At 69.6% G+C, this 16,935-nt stretch carries 16 protein-coding genes; 12 read left to right on the top strand and 4 right to left on the bottom strand.

What is annotated here, in order from left to right:
- Nucleotides 1-165: 165 nt before the first annotated feature.
- The gene (locus QH290_RS12665; RefSeq protein ID WP_280261474.1) at nucleotides 166-1,047 is read right to left on the bottom strand and encodes a M23 family metallopeptidase; all 882 of its coding nucleotides are present in this window, start codon (nucleotides 1,045-1,047) and stop codon (nucleotides 166-168) included.
- Between the two features lie 195 nt (nucleotides 1,048-1,242).
- On the opposite strand from QH290_RS12665, the gene QH290_RS12660 reads away from it, so the two are divergent.
- From QH290_RS12660 to QH290_RS12640, 5 genes are all read left to right on the top strand, one after another.
- Nucleotides 1,243-2,403 (top strand): pyridoxal phosphate-dependent aminotransferase, encoded by a 1,161-nt coding sequence (locus QH290_RS12660; protein ID WP_280382946.1) that lies wholly within the window; start codon nucleotides 1,243-1,245, stop codon nucleotides 2,401-2,403.
- Between the two features lie 194 nt (nucleotides 2,404-2,597).
- A complete protein-coding gene (locus QH290_RS12655) occupies nucleotides 2,598-3,302 on the top strand; it encodes a TetR/AcrR family transcriptional regulator (RefSeq protein WP_280261479.1) in 705 nt (234 codons plus the stop codon).
- A gap of 60 nt (nucleotides 3,303-3,362) precedes the next feature.
- Entirely contained in the window at nucleotides 3,363-4,784 is a 1,422-nt protein-coding gene (gene purB, locus QH290_RS12650) for an adenylosuccinate lyase (RefSeq protein WP_280382945.1), read from the top strand.
- Nucleotides 4,785-4,860: 76 nt separating this feature from the next.
- Complete coding sequence (locus tag QH290_RS12645) at nucleotides 4,861-5,298, top strand: HIT family protein (RefSeq protein ID WP_280261482.1); 438 nt, start codon at nucleotides 4,861-4,863, stop codon at nucleotides 5,296-5,298.
- A 126-nt stretch (nucleotides 5,299-5,424) separates the two neighbouring features.
- A complete protein-coding gene (locus tag QH290_RS12640; protein ID WP_280382944.1) occupies nucleotides 5,425-6,384 on the top strand; it encodes an alpha/beta hydrolase in 960 nt (319 codons plus the stop codon).
- Nucleotides 6,385-6,390: 6 nt separating this feature from the next.
- Here QH290_RS12640 and QH290_RS37920 read toward each other — a convergent pair whose 3' ends face one another.
- Nucleotides 6,391-6,735 carry a DUF397 domain-containing protein gene (locus tag QH290_RS37920; protein WP_342213199.1) on the bottom strand — a complete coding sequence of 115 codons (345 nt, stop codon included), beginning with the start codon at nucleotides 6,733-6,735 and terminating at the stop codon, nucleotides 6,391-6,393.
- A gap of 29 nt (nucleotides 6,736-6,764) precedes the next feature.
- Between QH290_RS37920 and QH290_RS12630 the strand changes: the two genes are divergently transcribed.
- From QH290_RS12630 to QH290_RS12620, 3 genes are all read left to right on the top strand, one after another.
- A complete protein-coding gene (locus QH290_RS12630; protein ID WP_280382943.1) occupies nucleotides 6,765-6,977 on the top strand; it encodes a hypothetical protein in 213 nt (70 codons plus the stop codon).
- Between the two features lie 135 nt (nucleotides 6,978-7,112).
- Nucleotides 7,113-9,233: a S9 family peptidase gene (locus tag QH290_RS12625; RefSeq protein ID WP_280382948.1), complete on the top strand. Its 2,121-nt coding sequence runs from the start codon at nucleotides 7,113-7,115 to the stop codon at nucleotides 9,231-9,233.
- A 115-nt stretch (nucleotides 9,234-9,348) separates the two neighbouring features.
- On the top strand, nucleotides 9,349-10,050 hold the full coding sequence (locus QH290_RS12620; RefSeq protein ID WP_280382942.1) for a DUF2334 domain-containing protein: 702 nt from the start codon (nucleotides 9,349-9,351) through the stop codon (nucleotides 10,048-10,050).
- A gap of 113 nt (nucleotides 10,051-10,163) precedes the next feature.
- On the opposite strand, the gene QH290_RS12615 is transcribed toward QH290_RS12620, so the two are convergent.
- The gene (locus QH290_RS12615) at nucleotides 10,164-10,964 is read right to left on the bottom strand and encodes a LysE/ArgO family amino acid transporter (RefSeq protein ID WP_342213729.1); all 801 of its coding nucleotides are present in this window, start codon (nucleotides 10,962-10,964) and stop codon (nucleotides 10,164-10,166) included.
- A gap of 73 nt (nucleotides 10,965-11,037) precedes the next feature.
- Between QH290_RS12615 and QH290_RS12610 the strand changes: the two genes are divergently transcribed.
- Nucleotides 11,038-11,934: a LysR family transcriptional regulator ArgP gene (locus QH290_RS12610; protein ID WP_280261491.1), complete on the top strand. Its 897-nt coding sequence runs from the start codon at nucleotides 11,038-11,040 to the stop codon at nucleotides 11,932-11,934.
- A gap of 11 nt (nucleotides 11,935-11,945) precedes the next feature.
- On the opposite strand, the gene gad is transcribed toward QH290_RS12610, so the two are convergent.
- Entirely contained in the window at nucleotides 11,946-13,361 is a 1,416-nt protein-coding gene (gad, locus tag QH290_RS12605) for a glutamate decarboxylase (RefSeq protein ID WP_280382941.1), read from the bottom strand.
- Nucleotides 13,362-13,592: 231 nt separating this feature from the next.
- Between gad and gadC the strand changes: the two genes are divergently transcribed.
- From gadC to QH290_RS12590, 3 genes are all read left to right on the top strand, one after another.
- Entirely contained in the window at nucleotides 13,593-15,041 is a 1,449-nt protein-coding gene (gadC, locus tag QH290_RS12600) for a glutamate/gamma-aminobutyrate antiporter GadC (RefSeq protein ID WP_280261494.1), read from the top strand.
- Nucleotides 15,038-15,520, top strand: coding sequence for a hypothetical protein (locus QH290_RS12595; protein WP_280261495.1), 483 nt, complete (start codon nucleotides 15,038-15,040; stop codon nucleotides 15,518-15,520). The genes gadC and QH290_RS12595 overlap by 4 nt, the downstream gene beginning before the upstream one ends.
- Before the next feature lie 6 nt (nucleotides 15,521-15,526).
- The coding region (locus QH290_RS12590; RefSeq protein ID WP_280382940.1) for a dipeptidase at nucleotides 15,527-16,935 on the top strand (1,409 nt) is incomplete at its 3' end.

Here is a 16,935-nt window from a genome sequence, read left to right as displayed (position 1 = left end):
GCGCCCCCCCCCCGCCCCCCCGGGGCCCCCCCGCCCCCCCGCCGCCCCCCCCCCCCCCCCCCCCCCCCCCCCCCCCCCCCCCCCCCCCCCCCCCCCCCCCCCCCCCCCCCCCCCCCCCCCCCCCCCAACACGGGATCACGTCGGTCCAGGATGCGGGCGCGCCCCTCAGCCCAGCTGGAGGCCGTGGAGGGCGAGCCAGGGCTGGGGGTCGACGTGGTTGCCGTTGACCAGGATTTCGAAGTGCAGGTGGGGGCCCGTGGAGTCGCCGCGGTTGCCGACGCGGGCGATCTGCTGGCCGGTCCGGACGCGTTCGCCCACCGAGACCGAGAAGTCGTACATGTGGCCGTAGACGGAGATGGTGCCGTCGTCGTGGCGCACGCGTACCCACAGGCCGAAGCCCTGGGCGGGCCCGGCGTCGACGACGGTGCCGTCGGTGATCGCGTAGATCGGTGAACCGATCGGCGCGGCGATATCGATTCCGGCATGGAAAGTCCCCCACCGCTGCCCGAATCCGGAGGTGAACAACCCGCGCGCGGGCAGCACGAAACCACCGATCCCGGGCAGGATTCCGCCGGGTATCGAGGTGACCGTGCCGCCCAGCCACGGCGCCGGCTGCCCGGAGACGGCCGCGGCCGCCTCGGCCTTGGCGCGTTCCAGGGTGGCGCGGGCCGCCGCGGCCACCACCTGCGATTCACGGATCCGCTCACCGTTGTTGATCGCGTTGAGATAGCGCTTGCTCGACTCCGGCGCCGACCGCACCTGCAGCGGATACGCGACCGGGATGCGCTGATGCCCGCCCTGCGCCACGGCCGTCTCCACGGGTCGCGGCGCGGTGGCGTCGGCGGCCGCGAACAGCGCCACGATGAGCACCCCGGCCACCAGCACGCGGTGCCGAATCACCCAGCCGCGCAACCGCGGCCACTGTTCCTGGGCGTACGCCCGCCAATCCCGGCGCAGGAATTCCCGCCAGTCGTAGTTCACCAGCGCCCGCCACAGGCGCCGCGCCGACTCCCGGACATATCCGGCCGTGTACCGCACCCAGGCCACGGATTCTCGTATGCGCCGTCGCCGCGCACCCCGTTCCCGTCGCAGCGCGGAACGCCAGTCGGGCCGGAGCACCGTCCCACCCCCTGGTACAACCTTCGCACTGCGTGCCTGGTCAGGCATTCTGCCGACGATAACAGGGCATTCGTCCACACCGCAGGCGGGCAGCGCCGCACTCGCGTGTTCTACCGTCGTCGGGTGCGCAACGAATCCCGCCGGTCGAGTGTCCCGCCGTTCTATGTCATGGATGTCTGGAAGGCGGCCGCCGAGCGGGCCCGCACCCACGGCGACGTGCTGGTGCTGGCGGCCGGGCAGCCGTCCACGCCCGCACCCGCGCCCGTGCTGCGGGCGACACGGGCGGCGCTGGACGGCGAACTGCTCGGCTACACCGAGACCTTCGGCATCCTGCCGCTGCGCGAGGCGATCGCGCGGCACCACGGCGACACCTACGGCATCGCGGTGGAACCCGACGACGTCGTGGTCACGACCGGTTCGTCCGGCGCCTTCACGCTGATCTTCCTGGCCGCCTTCGATATCGGCGACACCGTGGTCGTGGCCCGGCCCGGCTATCCTGCCTACCGCAACACCCTCGCCGCCCTGGGCTGCCGGGTGGTCGAGCTGGACTGCGGTCCGCAGACCCGCTTCCAGCCGACGGTCGCCATGCTCGAGGCGCTGCCGGAGCCGCCCGCGGGCCTGATCGTGGCCAGCCCCGCCAACCCGACCGGCACCATGATCGCGCCCGATGAGCTGGCCGCCCTCGCGCGCTGGTGCGACGACCACGGCACGCTGCTGATCTCCGACGAGATCTACCACGGCATCGTCTACGCCGAGACCGAGCCGACCGCCTCCGCCTGGGAGACCTCCCGCGAATCCGTGGTCGTCGGCTCGGTGTCGAAGTATTTCTCGATGACGGGCTGGCGGCTGGGCTGGATGCTGGTGCCTCCCGGCCTGCGCCCGGCGCTGCAGCGGCTGGCGTCCAATATGACCGTCTGCCCGCCCGCCATCTCCCAGTACGCCGCCGTGCACGCGTTCGGCCCCGAGGCCAAGGCGGAACTGGACGGGCACGTCCGGCGGTACGCCCGCAACCGCGACCTGCTGCTGCAGGGCCTGCCCAAGCTGGGACTCACCGAGCTGGCGCCGGCCGACGGCGCGTTCTACGCCTACGCCGATATCGGGCACCTGACCGATGATTCGCTGCGCTGGTGCGCGGATCTGTTGGCGCACACCGGCATTGCGATCGCGCCGGGTGTCGACTTCGACACCCACAATGGAAACCATACGGTCCGTTTCTCGTTCGCGGGCGCCACCGCGGATATCGAGGAGGCCCTGGTGCGGCTACGGCGATATCTGGACAACTGAACAGTCGACACGCCTGAGCAGCGCCGACGCGCAAAGACTTTTCGTTCTGGCCCACCCGCGGTGCCCGGATGCGGTAGAAAAGCGTTGGTTGTTTTTTCAATGCCGCCTGGACATTTGCCCACGCGGAACCGGATTTGTCATAGATCGCACCGATTTGGCACGGATGAACCGATGATGACTGGCACGATGACACGGTGATCACCGCGACGACACCGAAAGGCGAACGGCGTCGCCAAGCGTTGGTTGCGGCTGCGGCCGAGTTGCTGCTGGAGGGCGGATTCGACGCCGTGCGCCACCGTTCGGTGGCCACCCGCGCGGATCTGCCCCTGGCGTCGACCACCTACTACTTCGAGTCCCTCGAAGACCTGATCGCACGCGCGGTCGAGTTCAGCGGCAACGCCGAACTCGAGGCCATGCGCCGCCGCGTCGGCGAGGTGACCCACCGCCGCCGCGGCGCCGAGGCGACCGTCGACCTGCTCTTGGACCTGCTGGTCGGGGTGGACGGCCACGACGAGTTCGAGCGCGGCCAGCTGATCGCGCGCTACGAGCGGTCGGTGGCCTCGGCCCGGCACCCGGAACTACGGGAGGTGCAGCTACGACTACGCGCTCAGCTCGACGAGCTGCTGGCCGATGTGCTGCGCCGGTCCGATCGGGTGGTACGGATCGAACAGCTGCGGCGGCTGGTCGCGGTGGTCGACGGCGCGGTGGTGACGGCCCTGACCGAGCTGGACCCGCAGCCGCGCCGGGTCGCGCGCGGCGCCCTGCTGGAGGTGATCGACGTGATCGCCCCGCCCACCCCGCAGCACCCGCCCGCCCAGCACCCGTCGTCGCATCCCGCCCACCCGGCGCCGCAGCACCCCCCGAATCCGCACACCCTGCCGCAGCACACCACGGCCTGAGCCGTCGCCGCGGGTCGGCGGCCGTCGGGCGGCGCCGCGCGGCACTCTAGACTTCCTGTCGTGAGTCTTGTCCCGAACGTCCTCGCCACCCGATACGCCAGCCCCGAACTGGTGCGGCTGTGGTCCCCGGAGAACAAGATCGTGCTCGAGCGCCGGCTGTGGCTGGAGGTGCTGCGGGCCCAGGCCGAGCTCGGCGTGGACGTGCCGCCCGGCGTGGTCGAGGACTACGAGCGCGTCATCGACCGGGTCGACCTGGCCTCGATCGCCGAGCGGGAGCGCGTGACTCGCCACGACGTGAAGGCGCGGATCGAGGAGTTCAACGCGCTGGCCGGGCACGAGCACATCCACAAGGGCATGACCAGCCGCGATCTCACCGAGAACGTGGAGCAGCTGCAGGTGCGGCTGTCGCTCGAGCACGTCCACGCGCACGGTGTCGCGGTCGCGGCGCGGCTGGCCGAGCGGGCGGCGGAGTATCAGGCGCTGGTGATGGCGGGCCGTTCGCACAACGTGGCCGCGCAGGCGACCACGCTCGGCAAGCGATTCGCCAGTGCCGCAGACGAAGTGCTGATCGCGCTGACCCGCCTGCGGGAGCTGATCGACCGATACCCGTTGCGCGGCATCAAGGGTCCGATGGGCACCGCGCAGGACATGCTCGACCTGCTCGGCGGCGATCCGGCCAAGCTGGCCCAGCTGGAGCAGAAGGTGGCGCGGCACTTGGGTTTTGCCACCGTGCTCACCAGCGTCGGACAGGTGTACCCGCGCTCGCTGGACCATGACGTGCTCTCGGCGCTGGTCCAATTGGGCGCGGGCCCTTCGTCTTTCGCGCACACGGTGCGGCTGATGGCCGGGCACGAGCTGGTCACCGAGGGCTTCCAGCCGGGCCAGGTGGGCTCCTCGGCGATGCCGCACAAGATGAACACGCGCTCCTGTGAGCGCGTCAACGGCCTGCAGGTGGTGCTGCGCGGGTACGCGTCGATGGCCGCGGAATTGGCTGGCGCGCAATGGAACGAGGGCGACGTGTTCTGTTCCGTGGTGCGCCGCGTCGCGCTGCCGGACGCCTTCTTCGCCATCGACGGCATGATCGAGACCTTCCTCACGGTGCTGGCCGAGTTCGGTGCGTATCCGGCGGTGATCGATCGCGAACTCAACCGCTATCTGCCGTTCCTGGCCACCACGCGCATTCTGATGGCCGCGGTCCGTGCCGGTGTCGGCCGGGAGACGGCGCACGAGGTCATCAAGGAGCACGCGGTCGCGGTCGCGCTCGCCATGCGGGAGCAGGGCCGCGAGCCGGATCTGCTGGACCGCCTGGCCGCCGACGAGCGCCTGCCGCTGGACCGGGCCGCCCTGGACGAGGCGCTGGCCGACAAGTCCGCGTTCATCGGCGCCGCCGAGGCCCAGGTCGCCGACGTGGTCGCCCAGGTGCAGAAGCTGGCCGACGCCGACCCGGAGGCGGCGCGCTACACCCCGTCGCCGATCCTCTGATCGCACAGCGCATTCCGATCGCCGGAGGATATGGGGAGGGTGCTTGGCCGCCGTCCGGCACGTAGGCTGGCTGCTCATGGACCCCTACACGATCTTTGCCGATATCGTCTCCGGCCGCGCCCCCGCGTCGAAGGTGTACGAGGACCAGGATGTGCTGGCGTTCATGGACATTCGGCCGATGACGCCGGGTCATCTGCTCGTGATTCCGAAGACTCCGGCACGGAGTCTGTCCGAACTGGATCCGGAGCTGGGCGGCAAGCTGTTCCGGGTGGGGCAGCAGCTGGCGGCGGCGCTGCGCGAGTCCGAGGTGCGGTGCGACGGGGTGAACTTCTTCCTCGCCGACGGGGTGACGGCGGGCCAGGAGGTCTTCCATGTGCACCTGCACGTCATTCCGCGGACGCCCGGCGACGGGTTCGGCCTACGCGGCCGCCCGACCACCCCGGCCCGGGCCGATCTGGACTATCTGGCGACGTCCATCCGCGGCGCGCTGGAGCGGGCCGTCCCGCAGCAGTGAGCCGACCCGTGTGGTGACGCGAACCACACGGTTTGCCAAGGAAACGCCAGCCCGTCAATGTGCCTCGGCTTGTCAACGCGTGAGCTAACTTTGAAGGCACGTGTGGTGGGGTGATGGAGGTGGGCTATGCGTCGTCGCGCTGTTGCTGCTGTTGTGCTCGCGGGCGTGCTGGGTGCCCTCGCGCCCTGGGTGGGGCAGGCGCCACCCGCCGCCGCGGCCCGGGTCGTCGGCATCGATGAGCTGAGCCCGACCAGGTCCGCGGTCTTCGTGGAGTCGGCCGCCATGGGCCGCACGATCCAGGTGCAGGTACTGCATCCGGCCGGTGGCGGCGCGCGCCCGTCCTACTATCTGCTCGACGGCCTGGACCCGGGGGAGCGGCAGAGCACCTGGACCAATGCCACCGACGCCGAGCCGTTCTTCGCCGGACGCAATGTCAATGTGGTGCTGCCCATGGGCGGTCAGGCGAGCTATTACACCGACTGGCAGCAGGACGATCCCCGGTTCGGCCGCTACCGCTGGGAGACCTTTCTGACCCGGGAACTGCCCCCGATCATCGATGCGCACTTCGCGGGCAACGGCGTCAACGCGATCGGCGGCCTGTCGATGGGCGGCATCGCGGCATTCGTGCTGGCGGTGCGCAACCCGGGTCTGTACACCGCGATCGCCGGGTACAGCGCCTGCCCCGATCTGGGGCTGGCGCAGGGGCCGATCCTGTTCTCCATCGCCAACCGCGGCGGCACCCCGGGCAATATGTGGGGCCCGCCCGGCGGCCCGGCCTGGGGCGAGCACGATCCGGCGCTGCTGGCGGATCGGCTGCGCGGCACCACGATCTACCTGTCCACCGGGACCGGTATCCCCGGCCCGCACGAGGCCGAGATCAAGCCGCAGCTGCCGGAGAATCTCTTCTTCGGTGGTCCGATCGAGGCCGGGGTCGATGCGTGCGTGACCTCCTTCGAACAGCGACTGGCCGCGCTGCACATCCCGGCCCGGGTCGACCGCAGCCCGGTGGGCACCCACTCGTGGTCCTACTGGCAGGACCAGCTGCATGCCTCCTGGTCCACCATCGGCCCCGCGATAGGGGCGTGACCCGGCCTACTGTCCCGGCCGGTTGAACTCGCCGTCCTTGGCGCCGGCGACGAAGGCCGACCACTCGCCGGGGGTGAAGATGAGCGTCGGACCGTCCGGGTTCTTCGCATCGCGCAGGCCGATATTGCCGCTGGCGAGGAAGGCCACCTCGACACCGCCGGACTCGCTGCTGCGATGCCACACGGCGTCGGGGTTGATCTCGCGGTTCTTCGCTTCCACATCTGCTCCTGTGCGGGTGATGTCCGGTATCGCTTCGTGGTTTACCCGGCAAGTGAATCGGAAACCCAGCTCACTGTGGCGGATATACGGCGTCGACTGCACGGAGAAGCCGGAAAGTGTGCGCCGCGCCACACCCAGGCACGATAAGGATGGAGCACCGCATGGCACCCGTCTTCGACAGTTGCGCGGTGGTGCCCCGGCACCTCACCGTCGAGCAAGCGCACAACATCTTGCACATCCACCGCAGCTGCCCCACCGATCAATGCCCCCGCCGCAAGGCCGCCCTGTACTTCCTCATGGATTCCCGCCGCACCGCCCGCGACACCGGTCGCGACCTGCGCCGACCGGCACCGCGTACGCCCGGGTTGAGCTGACCCGCGACCGGGGTTGCCGCTGGTGGTCGCGGGCCGCGCACTACGGTGGAGCGCATGGCTCTCGACAGTGGTACCGGAACGACACCGAACGTCGGCGGCGCAGCGCCCGCCGGGTCTCCGTCGCGGCCCGGTGAGGTGACACCGCCGACCGCGCAGCGAGTGCCGACCGAGCGCGTGCATCACGGCGATACCTTCGTCGACGACTACGAATGGCTGCGCGACAAGGACAATCCGGACGTCATCGCCCACCTCGAGGCCGAGAACGCCTACACCGATGCGCGGACCGCCCACCTGCGGCCGCTGCGGGACAAGATCTTCGACGAGATCAAGGCGCGGACACAGGAGACCGATTTGTCGGTTCCGGCCCGGATGGGTGAGTACTGGTACTACTCCCGCAGTTTCGAGGGCAAACAGTACGGGGTGCACTGCCGCTGCCCGATCGCCGACCCGGACGACTGGACGCCGCCGCGACTCGAGGCCGGTGCCGACATCCCCGGCGAGCAGATCCTGCTCGACAGCAACATCCTCGCCGAGGGGCACGACTTCTTCGCGCTGGGTGCCTTCTCGATCAGCCACGACGGCACGCTGCTGGCGTATTCGGTGGACACCGTCGGCGACGAGCGATATGTGCTGCGGTTCAAGGATTTGCGCACCGGTGAGCTGCTCGGCGACGAGATTCCGGGCACCGCGCCCGGGGCGACCTGGTCGCTGGACGGCACCCACGTCTTCTACCAGACCGTCGACGAGTCGTGGCGGCCCGACACCGTGTGGCGGCACCGGCTGGGCACGCCGAAGGAGCAGGACGTCAAGGTCTTCCACGAGCCGGACGAGCGCTACTGGGTGAGCATCGGCGCCACCCGCTCGGAGAAGTATCTGATGATCTGGGTGGGCTCGAAGATCACCAGCGAGGGCTGGATCCTCGAATCCGACGATCCCGAGGGCGAATTCCGCGTGCTGCTGCCGCGGCGCGAGGGCGTCGAGTACTCGGCCGAGCATGCGGTGGTCGGGGGCCGGGATCGGTTCCTCATCCTGCACAACGACGTTGTCGACGGGGTGAAGGCGGAGAACTTCGTGCTCGCCGACGCGCCCGTCGACGATCCGGCGAATATGTCCATGCTGATCCCGCACCGCGAGGATGTGCGGCTCGAGGACATCGACTGCTTCGCCGATCACCTGGTGCTGTCCTATCGGCGCGAGGCGCTGTCGCGAGTCGCGGTGTGGCCGTTGACCGCCGAGGGGTACGGCGAGCCGCAGGAGCTGGAATTCGGGCTGGAGCTGTTCGCGGCCGGTGTCGGGTCCAACCCCGAATGGGACCAGCCGACGCTGCGGCTCGGGCTGACCTCGTTCATCACCCCCGTGCAGGTCTTCGACTACGTGCCCGCGACCGGCGAGTTGCTGCTGCGCAAGCAGCAGACGGTGCTGGGCGGCTACGACCCGAACGACTATGAGCAGCACCGGGATTGGGCGGTGGCCGCGGACGGCACCCGGATCCCGATCTCGCTGGTGTGGCGCAAGGGATTCGACGCCCCGGGCCCGAAACCGTTGCTGCTGTACGGGTACGGCTCCTACGAGGCCAGCATCGACCCGGCCTTCTCGGTGTCGCGGCTGTCGCTGCTGGATCGCGGCATGGTGTTCGCGGTCGCGCACGTGCGCGGTGGTGGTGAGATGGGCCGACTCTGGTACGAGCACGGCAAGACGCTCACCAAGAAGAACACCTTCACCGACTTCGTCTCCTGCGCACGGCATCTCGTCGACGCCGGGGTCACCGCGCCGGATCGGATGATCGCCGACGGGGGCAGCGCGGGCGGGCTGCTGGTGGGCGCGGTCGCCAATCTCGCGCCCGAGCTGTTCACCGGCATCCTCGCCAACGTGCCGTTCGTGGACCCGCTCACCTCGATCCTCGATCCGTCGCTGCCGCTGACCGTCATCGAATGGGACGAGTGGGGAAATCCGCTGGCGGACAAGCAGGTCTACGACTACATGAAGTCCTATTCGCCCTACGAGAACGTCGCGGCCCAGGACTATCCGGCGATCCTGGCGATCACCAGCCTCAACGACACCCGGGTGCTGTACGTGGAGCCGGCCAAGTGGGTGGCGAAGTTGCGCGCCACCAAGACCGGCGATGCGCCGCTGCTGCTGAAGACCGAGATGAGCGCGGGCCACGGCGGTGTCAGCGGCCGCTACGAGAAGTGGAAGGAAGTGGCGTTCGAATACGCCTGGGTGCTCGACACCGTCGGGCTCGCGGACATCCGATGATCAGGTGAATCGGTAGCGCGAATTCGCCGCGGCGTCACCCGCGCAGCACGGTGCATACACCTGCCGCACCCACAGTGGGTGTGGTTGGCAGCACCGAAAGGGGGTACGCGCGAATATGCGTGCACAGCTGATCGTCTCGGTGTCGGGCATTCGTGACACCACTCGGGAGACGGCGATGGCCTTCGCCGAGGAAATGGACCGCCGCAACGTCCCGTTGTCGCTGCTGGTGGCGCCGAGACTGAAGGGCAAGTATCGGCTCGCCGACGATCCGTCGACCCAGCAGTGGCTGCGCTCGCGCCGGGAGTCCGGTGACGCGATCGTGCTGCACGGCTACGACCAGGCCGCCACCAAGCGCCGCCGGTCCGAGTTCGCGGCGCTGCCCGCCCATGAGGCGCGGCTGCGGTTGATGGCCGCCGACCGGGTGCTGGAGGGGGTGGGCCTGCGGACCCGGCTGTTCGCGGCGCCGCGCTGGAACGCCTCGGACGGGGCCCTGGCGGCCCTGCCGGATGTCGGCTTCCGCCTGGCACTGAGCCTCAGCGCGATCCACGACCTGGAACGTCAAGTGGCACAGCGGGCCTGGGTGCACGGCATCGGCGAGGGCTTCCGCACCGAGCCGTGGTGGTGCCACGCGCTGGTGATGAGCGCCGCGCGCACCGCCCGCCGCCGCGGCGTGCTGCGCCTGGCGATCTCGGCCGCCCAGCTCGACCGCTCCGGCCCCCGCCAGGCCATGCTCGACGCCATCGACCTGGCCCTCTTCCACGAGGCCACTCCCACCCTCTACCACTGGCACCCCCACACCCCCGCCCGCGCCGCCTGAACCCGCGGCCTAGAACGTTCCCGCACTCTTTGCTTGTTCCCGCACTCCCTGCAGGGTCCTGCAGAGGGTGCGGGAACCGATAAGGCGTGCGGGAACGGTTGGTACGCAGCGGGTCAGGGGAGGAGGAGGGTCAGGGCGAGGGTGAGCATGATGAGGGCGATGGCGGAGTCCAGGATGCGCCAGGCGGTGCGGCGGGCGAACAGCGGGGCGAGGAGGCGGCCGCCGTAGCCGAGGGCCGTGAACCAGAGGATGCTGGCGAGCATCGCTCCGGCCGCGAGGAACCAGCGGTCCTGGCCCGCATAGGTATTCGCGAAGGAACCGAGTAGCACCACGGTGTCCAGGTAGACATGCGGATTCAGCCAGGTCAGGGCGAGGCAGGTGAGTACCGTGGCGCCGAGTGCGACGGAGGTTCCGCGCCGCGCACCCGCGGACTCGTATTCCACTGTGCCGATCGGAGCCCGCTGCGCGGTATCGGTTACGGCCCCGGGCATCGCCGTCATCGTGGCGGTTCTCGACGTACCCGAAGCGCTCGTGGTCTGCGGCGGTTCCGTGCGCGCTCCTGCGGTGAGGGATTCGTTCGTGGTGCCGGAAGCAGCGTTTGCTGTGGTCATCACGCCGGGGAACACGGCACGCCGGACCGCCAGCGCCGCGTAGCCGAGCAGGAACGCCGCGCCCGCGTAGCGCGTCACCATCAGCAGCGTGGGCGCCGAGGCGATGAGGGCGCCGAGGCCTCCGACGCCCGCCGCGATCAGCACCACATCCGACACCGCGCACACCGCGATGACCGGGAGGATGTGCTCGCCGCGAATGCCCTGCCGCAGCACGAACGCGTTCTGCGCACCGATCGCCACGATCAGCGACAGCCCGAAGCCCAGGCCCGACAGGGCCGCGGTCAGCGCGGAGGAAGTATTCACGCTTTTCGACGTTAAGAAGCCGTCAGCAGCCAGACAAGCTGAAGTTTTTCAGCAAGCATTAGAATTTCTAAGCATGGATCTGCAGCTGGACCAGCTCCGGGCCCTGGATGCCACGGTCGCCGAGGGCACCCTCGAGGCGGCCGCCCGCCGCCTGCGGGTCACCCCGTCCGCGGTGAGCCAGCGCATCAAGACCCTGGAGGGAACCGTCGGGCGGATTCTGCTGCAGCGCTCGAAACCGGTGCGCCCCACCGAATCCGGGCTCGCCGTGCTCCGGCTGGCCCGCCAGATCGAGCTGCTCACCGGCGATACCGCACGCGAACTCGGCGCTGCGGCAACGGAATCGGACACCACGCGTCCGGTCCGCATCCCCGTGGCGGTCAATGCGGATTCGCTCGAGACCTGGGTGATGCCCGCCTTCGGCCGCGCGCCCGCCGGGATCTGCTTCGAGATCCACCGCGAGGACGAGGAGCACACCACCCGGCTGCTGCGCGACGGCACCGTCATGGCCGCGATCACCGCCACCGCGCAACCCGTGCAGGGCTGCCGGGCCGAGCGGCTGGGCGCCATGCGCTATCGGGCCATGGCCACACCGGAATTCGTGCGCACCTGGTTTCCCGACGGCGCCACCGCCCGCGCGTTCGCGGCCGCGCCCGTGGTCCTGTTCGACCGCAAGGACGACCTGCAGGACCGCTTGATGCGCCGCCGCGCCCGGCGCCCGCTCGACCCGCCGCGCCACTACATCCCGTCCTCGTCCGGCTTCCACGAGGCGGTCCGCCTCGGCCTCGGCTGGGGCATGCTGCCGGACCTGCAGGCCTCCGCCGACGAAAAGTCCGGCCGCACAGTCGCTCTCGGCCGCGGTCTGCACATCGACGTCCCGCTGTACTGGCAGCAGTGGCGCCTGGATTCTCCCGCCCTGGGCGCGGTGGCCGCGGTGGTCGCGGCGGCGGCAGCGCAATCGCTGCGCCGATGACTGCAGGCCGGTCAGTTGTCGAGTCCGGCCGCGTGCCGCAGGGTTTCGGTGCTGACCACGGCGGTGGCGCTGTGGGTGAATCCACCGGCCTCCTCGCGCGTGAGCGGGGTGGTGGGCGGATGCTTGTCCAGTTGCCCCAGCGCCCGGCGCATATCGGCCAGCAGCAGATCGGCCATGTCGTGGCTGAACCCGTGCCGGACCAGCACCCGCATGATGGTCTCGTCGTCGCGGTCGGCGGGCAGCGGGTACGCGGCGACCAGCCAGCCGCGGGTGCGCAGCCGGTCGGACAGGTCGTAGAGGTTGAATGTGTTGTCCGCGCGCAGTTTCCAGGACACCGCGGCGATGCCCCGCAGCGGGTCGCCGTCGTGCACGAGTTCGAACGGCCCGAGATCGCGGATACCCGCGGCCAGGTGCCGGGCCACCGAGTACGTCGCCGACTGCACCCGGTGGTAGCCGACCCGGCCGAGCCGGATGAACTCGTAGTAGGAGGTGACGACCTGCCCGCCGGGCCGGGAGAAGTTGAGATTGAACGTGCCCATGTTGCCGCCGAGGTAGTCGACGTCGAACACCAGCTCCTCGGGCAGATCGCCCGCCTCGCGCCAGATCGCCCAGCCCGCCCCGAGCGGGGCGAGGCCGGTCTTGTGGCCGGAGGCGTTGATCGACTTCACCCGCGGCAACCGGAAGTCCCACACCAGCTCCGGCGCGGTGAACGCGGCGAGGAAGCCGCCGCTGGCGGCGTCGACGTGGATGGGAATGTCCAGGCCCGTCGCGTCCTGCAGATCGTCGAGGGCCTGGCTGATCCCCGCGACATCCTCGAACAGGCCGGTGAACGTCTGGCCGAACGTCGGCACCACCATGGTGGTGTTCTCGTCGCAGTGCGCCGCGACATCGTCGGGGTGCATCGTCAGCCGGTCCCCGCGCAGCGGGATCCGGCGGATGTCGACATCGAAGTAGCGGGCGAACTTCTCCCAGCAGACCTGCACCGGACCGCAGACGAAATTCGGGATGCCCCGGCCCCCGCGCTTGCGCCAGCGGAACTTGGCGGCGAGCCCGCCGAGCATGGCGGCCTCGCTGGAACCGGTGGTGGAGGTTCCCCTCGTCGCCGCCGGGTCGGGCGAGTGCCACAGGTCGGCGAGCATCCGCACGCAGCGCCGCTCCAGCTCGGCGGTCTGCGGGTATTCGTCCTTGTCGACGATGTTCTTGTCGATCGACTCGTTCATCAGCCGGCGGGCCTGGTCGTCGATCCAGGTGGTGCAGAAGGTGGCCAGGTTCATCCGGGACACGCCGTCGAGCAGCAGTTCGTCGTGGACGATCTGGTAGGCGGCCGACGGGAACATCTCGGGATGGGGGAATCCGGACTTCGGCGCGCCCGACTCCAGCTGTGGCAGCGCGAACAGGTCGTCGGAATCGGTGGGACGGTCGGGCATCCTCGCCTCCTGGGCAGGCACTCGTCTGAGCAGTTGCCACACGACTCGAGCCAGTTTATCGAGCGCATGCCGCATCCGGCGATTGCGGATTGTTAACGAAGTACCACCGAACCCTCGCGAAATCTGGCCCGGCCGCGATCGCGGATGGCACAGTGACCTGGAACGGTGCCGTTTCGACCGTTTGCTCGACCTCTCGATCCCAGTGGGTAGCGGGCAGAAGAAGGAGCGGTGATGGCGACAGCGGTGCCGGCGGGTCGGGCGGGGCAGGCGGCCAAGACCGCCGTGGTCACCAAGTACATCTCCTGGGTGACCCTGGCGCTGATGACCACCAGCTCGGTGGCGAGCCTGCGGTCCGCGCCGACGATGGCGGTGTACGGGCTGGCGTGCGTCTTCCTGTACCTGCTTCCGGCGCTGCTGTTCCTGCTGCCGACGGCGTTCGTCGCGGCGGAGCTGGCCTCCGGGTGGTCCGGCGGCGTCTACAAGTGGGTGGGCGAGGGGCTGTCGCGGCCGCTGGGCTTTCTCGCGGTGTGGTGCCAGTTCGCGATGACGATCTTCTACTATCCGAGCCTGCTGGCGTACGTGGCCAGCACCTTCGCCTACATCGTTCATCCGTCACTGGCCTCGAACGGGCCTTACGTCGCGATCGTCATCATCGTGATCTACTGGGCCGGGGTGTACGTATCCTCGCAGGGCACGAAAACCGTTGCGGGACTGTCGAGTATGGGGCTGGTGATCGGCACCCTGGTGCCCGGTGCGCTGCTGGTCGTGCTCGGGATCGTCTTTCTCGGGCAGGGTAACGCGTCGGCGGCGCCGATGGATTCCGCCCACCTGCTGCCCGCCTGGACCGGCCTGGCCAGCCTGGTGCTGATCGTCAACAACTTCCTCAGCTACGCGGGTATGGAGATGAACGCCGTGCACGTGTCGTCGCTGAAGGATCCGGGCCGGGAGTATCCGAAGGCGATGGCGCTGGCCGTGGCGCTGGTGCTGGCGATCTTCATCATTCCCGCGGTGGTGATCAGCTGGGTGGTGCCCGCGCAGAACCTCAGCCTGACCGCGGGTGTCATGCAGGCATTCGACGGATTCTTCAATCATTTCGGAATCGGTTTCCTCACACCGGTTCTCGGCGTCATGCTGGTGGCCGCGGCGCTGGGCGGCATGCTGACCTGGCTGGCGGGCCCGTCGAAGGGATTGCTGCTGATCGGCCGCACCGAGGGCTATCTGCCGCCGATCCTGACCCGGGTGAACCGGCACGGCGTGCAGCAGAACATGCTGGTGGCGCAGGGCGTCGTGACCACGATCCTGGCGCTGCTGTACGCGTTCATCCCCGACGTGTCCAGCGCGTACTGGATCCTGTCGGTGATCACGACCCAGGTCTATCTGATCATGTATGTGCTGATGTTCGCGGCCGCAATTCAATTGCGGCGCAAGCAACCCGATCATCCGCGCGGGTACCGGGCACCGGCGCTGATCGCCCTGTGCGGGCTCGGGACGGTGTCGTCGGTCGCCGCCTTCCTGATCGGCTTCGTGCCGCCCTCGCAGTACGGCAGCGGCCATGCGCTGAGCTACGTGCTGCTGATCGGACTGGGGATGGGCATCGTCGGCCTGCTGATTCCGTACCTGTTCTTCCGATTCCGCAAGCCGGAGTGGAAGACCGACGTCCCCGGGGAGGCGATGGCATGAGCGAGTCCGGCGCCCCGGCACGGCCCGGCGGGGGTCACCACCCGCTGGAGTCCGCGGAGCAGACCCGCCGTCGGCGTATCGTCAATGCGGTGGTGGCGGTCGTGCTGATCCTGATCGTGGTGATCGGACTGGTGCTGTTCGAGCAGAACAAGCGCGATTCGCTCGCCACCGAGCGGGCGCAGCAGCTCCACGACCGGCTGGCCGCCGCGGGCCTGGCCGCGCCGGGGACCGGCGTGATCCGCGATGCGCTGGGCCGCGACGGCGGCCTGATCTGCCAGGATCCGGCCTCCCCGCTGATCGAGGCGCGATATCGGGCGGCGATCAGCAACGGCGCCAGCGGACCCGGGAACCGGCCCGTGATCGCCGATCTGGACACGATCGCGGCGACCGAACTGGCGATCGACACCTACTGCCCGGACAAGTTGCGTGCCTATCTCGAGCAGATGAGCGACCTGAAGCTCGGTGAGACGACGAAATGAGCTGATATGACCGACGATTCCCGCACGGCCGCCCTGCGCGCCCAGGTGCGTTCGCTGATGCCACAGGCGAAATCCGATCTGGCCGAACTGGTTTCGTACAGATCGGTGGCCGACCCGCGTCAGTTCCCGCCCGAGGAGTGCCACAGGGCGGCCGAATGGGTGGCCGCGGCGTTCCGCGAGGTCGGCTTGACCGATGCCGGATTGCACGAAACACCCGACGGCAGTAAGGCCGTCGTCGCGCGGCACCCCGCGCCCGCCGGGGCGCCGACCGTGCTGCTGTACTGCCACTACGACGTGCAGCCGCCGCTCGACGATGCCGCCTGGCACACCCCCGTCTGGCAGCTCACCGAGCGGGACGGCCGCTGGTACGGGCGCGGCGCCGCGGACTGCAAGGGCAATATCGTCACGCATCTGACCGCGCTGCGCGCACTGCGGGAAACGTTGGGCGGCACCGATTATCCGGTCGGTATCACGCTGGTGTCGGAGGGTTCGGAGGAGCAGGGGACCGGCGGGCTGGAGGCGTTCGTGCCGAAGAACGCCGACCTGCTGCGGGCCGACGCGCTGGTGATCGCGGACTGCGGCAATTTCGCGGTGGGCGTGCCGACCTTCACCCAGACGCTGCGCGGCGCGATCGATGTCGTCGTGACCGTCGAAACCCTGTCCGGGCCCATGCATTCCGGCATGTTCGGGGGTCCCGCGCCCGATGCGCTGGCGGCGCTGATCCATGTGCTGGCCACGCTGCGAGATGCCAAGGGCAACACCACGATCGCCGGTCTGCCCAACGACCAGACCTGGGACGGGGCACAGTACCCGGCGGAACAGTTCCGCGCCGACGCCGGTGTGCTCGACGGGGTCGATCTGCTCGGCGACGGCACCGTCTCCGATATGGTCTGGGCGCGACCGGCCGTGACGGTGCTGGGCATCGATGTGCCGCCGGTGGTCGGCTCGTCGGCGGCCGTCCAGCCCCGGTCCCGGGCCCGGCTGAATCTGCGCATCCCGCCGGGTGTCGATCCGAACCAGGCGCTGAAAGCCCTTACCGCGCACCTGGAGTCGAATACGCCGTGGCATGCCAGGGTGAGCGTGGAATGCGAATCGGTCGGCTCCCCGTTCCGCTCCGGCACCAGCGGCCCGGCCCGCAAGGCGATGGAGGCGGCGTTCCACGCCGCCTACGCCTCGAGGTCGCTGATCGACAGCGAGGACCCGAGCGCGGAACTGCTGTCGACGATGCTGCACGCCGATCCGCGCCACGCGCTGGACGCGTTGCGGCGCACCAGCGATCGCATCGCCGCGGGCACCATCGCCGTGCCGCTGTTCGACCCCGAGGAACCGGGCCACACCGACCGTCTGCACGCGGTGCTCGGCGACTGCAAGCCCGCGGCCATTCTCACGGCGAGCTCCTCCGCCGCCGGGGTGCG

The organism is Nocardia wallacei (genome assembly GCF_029869545.1).
Lineage (GTDB): Bacteria > Actinomycetota > Actinomycetes > Mycobacteriales > Mycobacteriaceae > Nocardia > Nocardia wallacei_A.
This window is presented reverse-complemented; position numbering and strand designations above follow the sequence as displayed.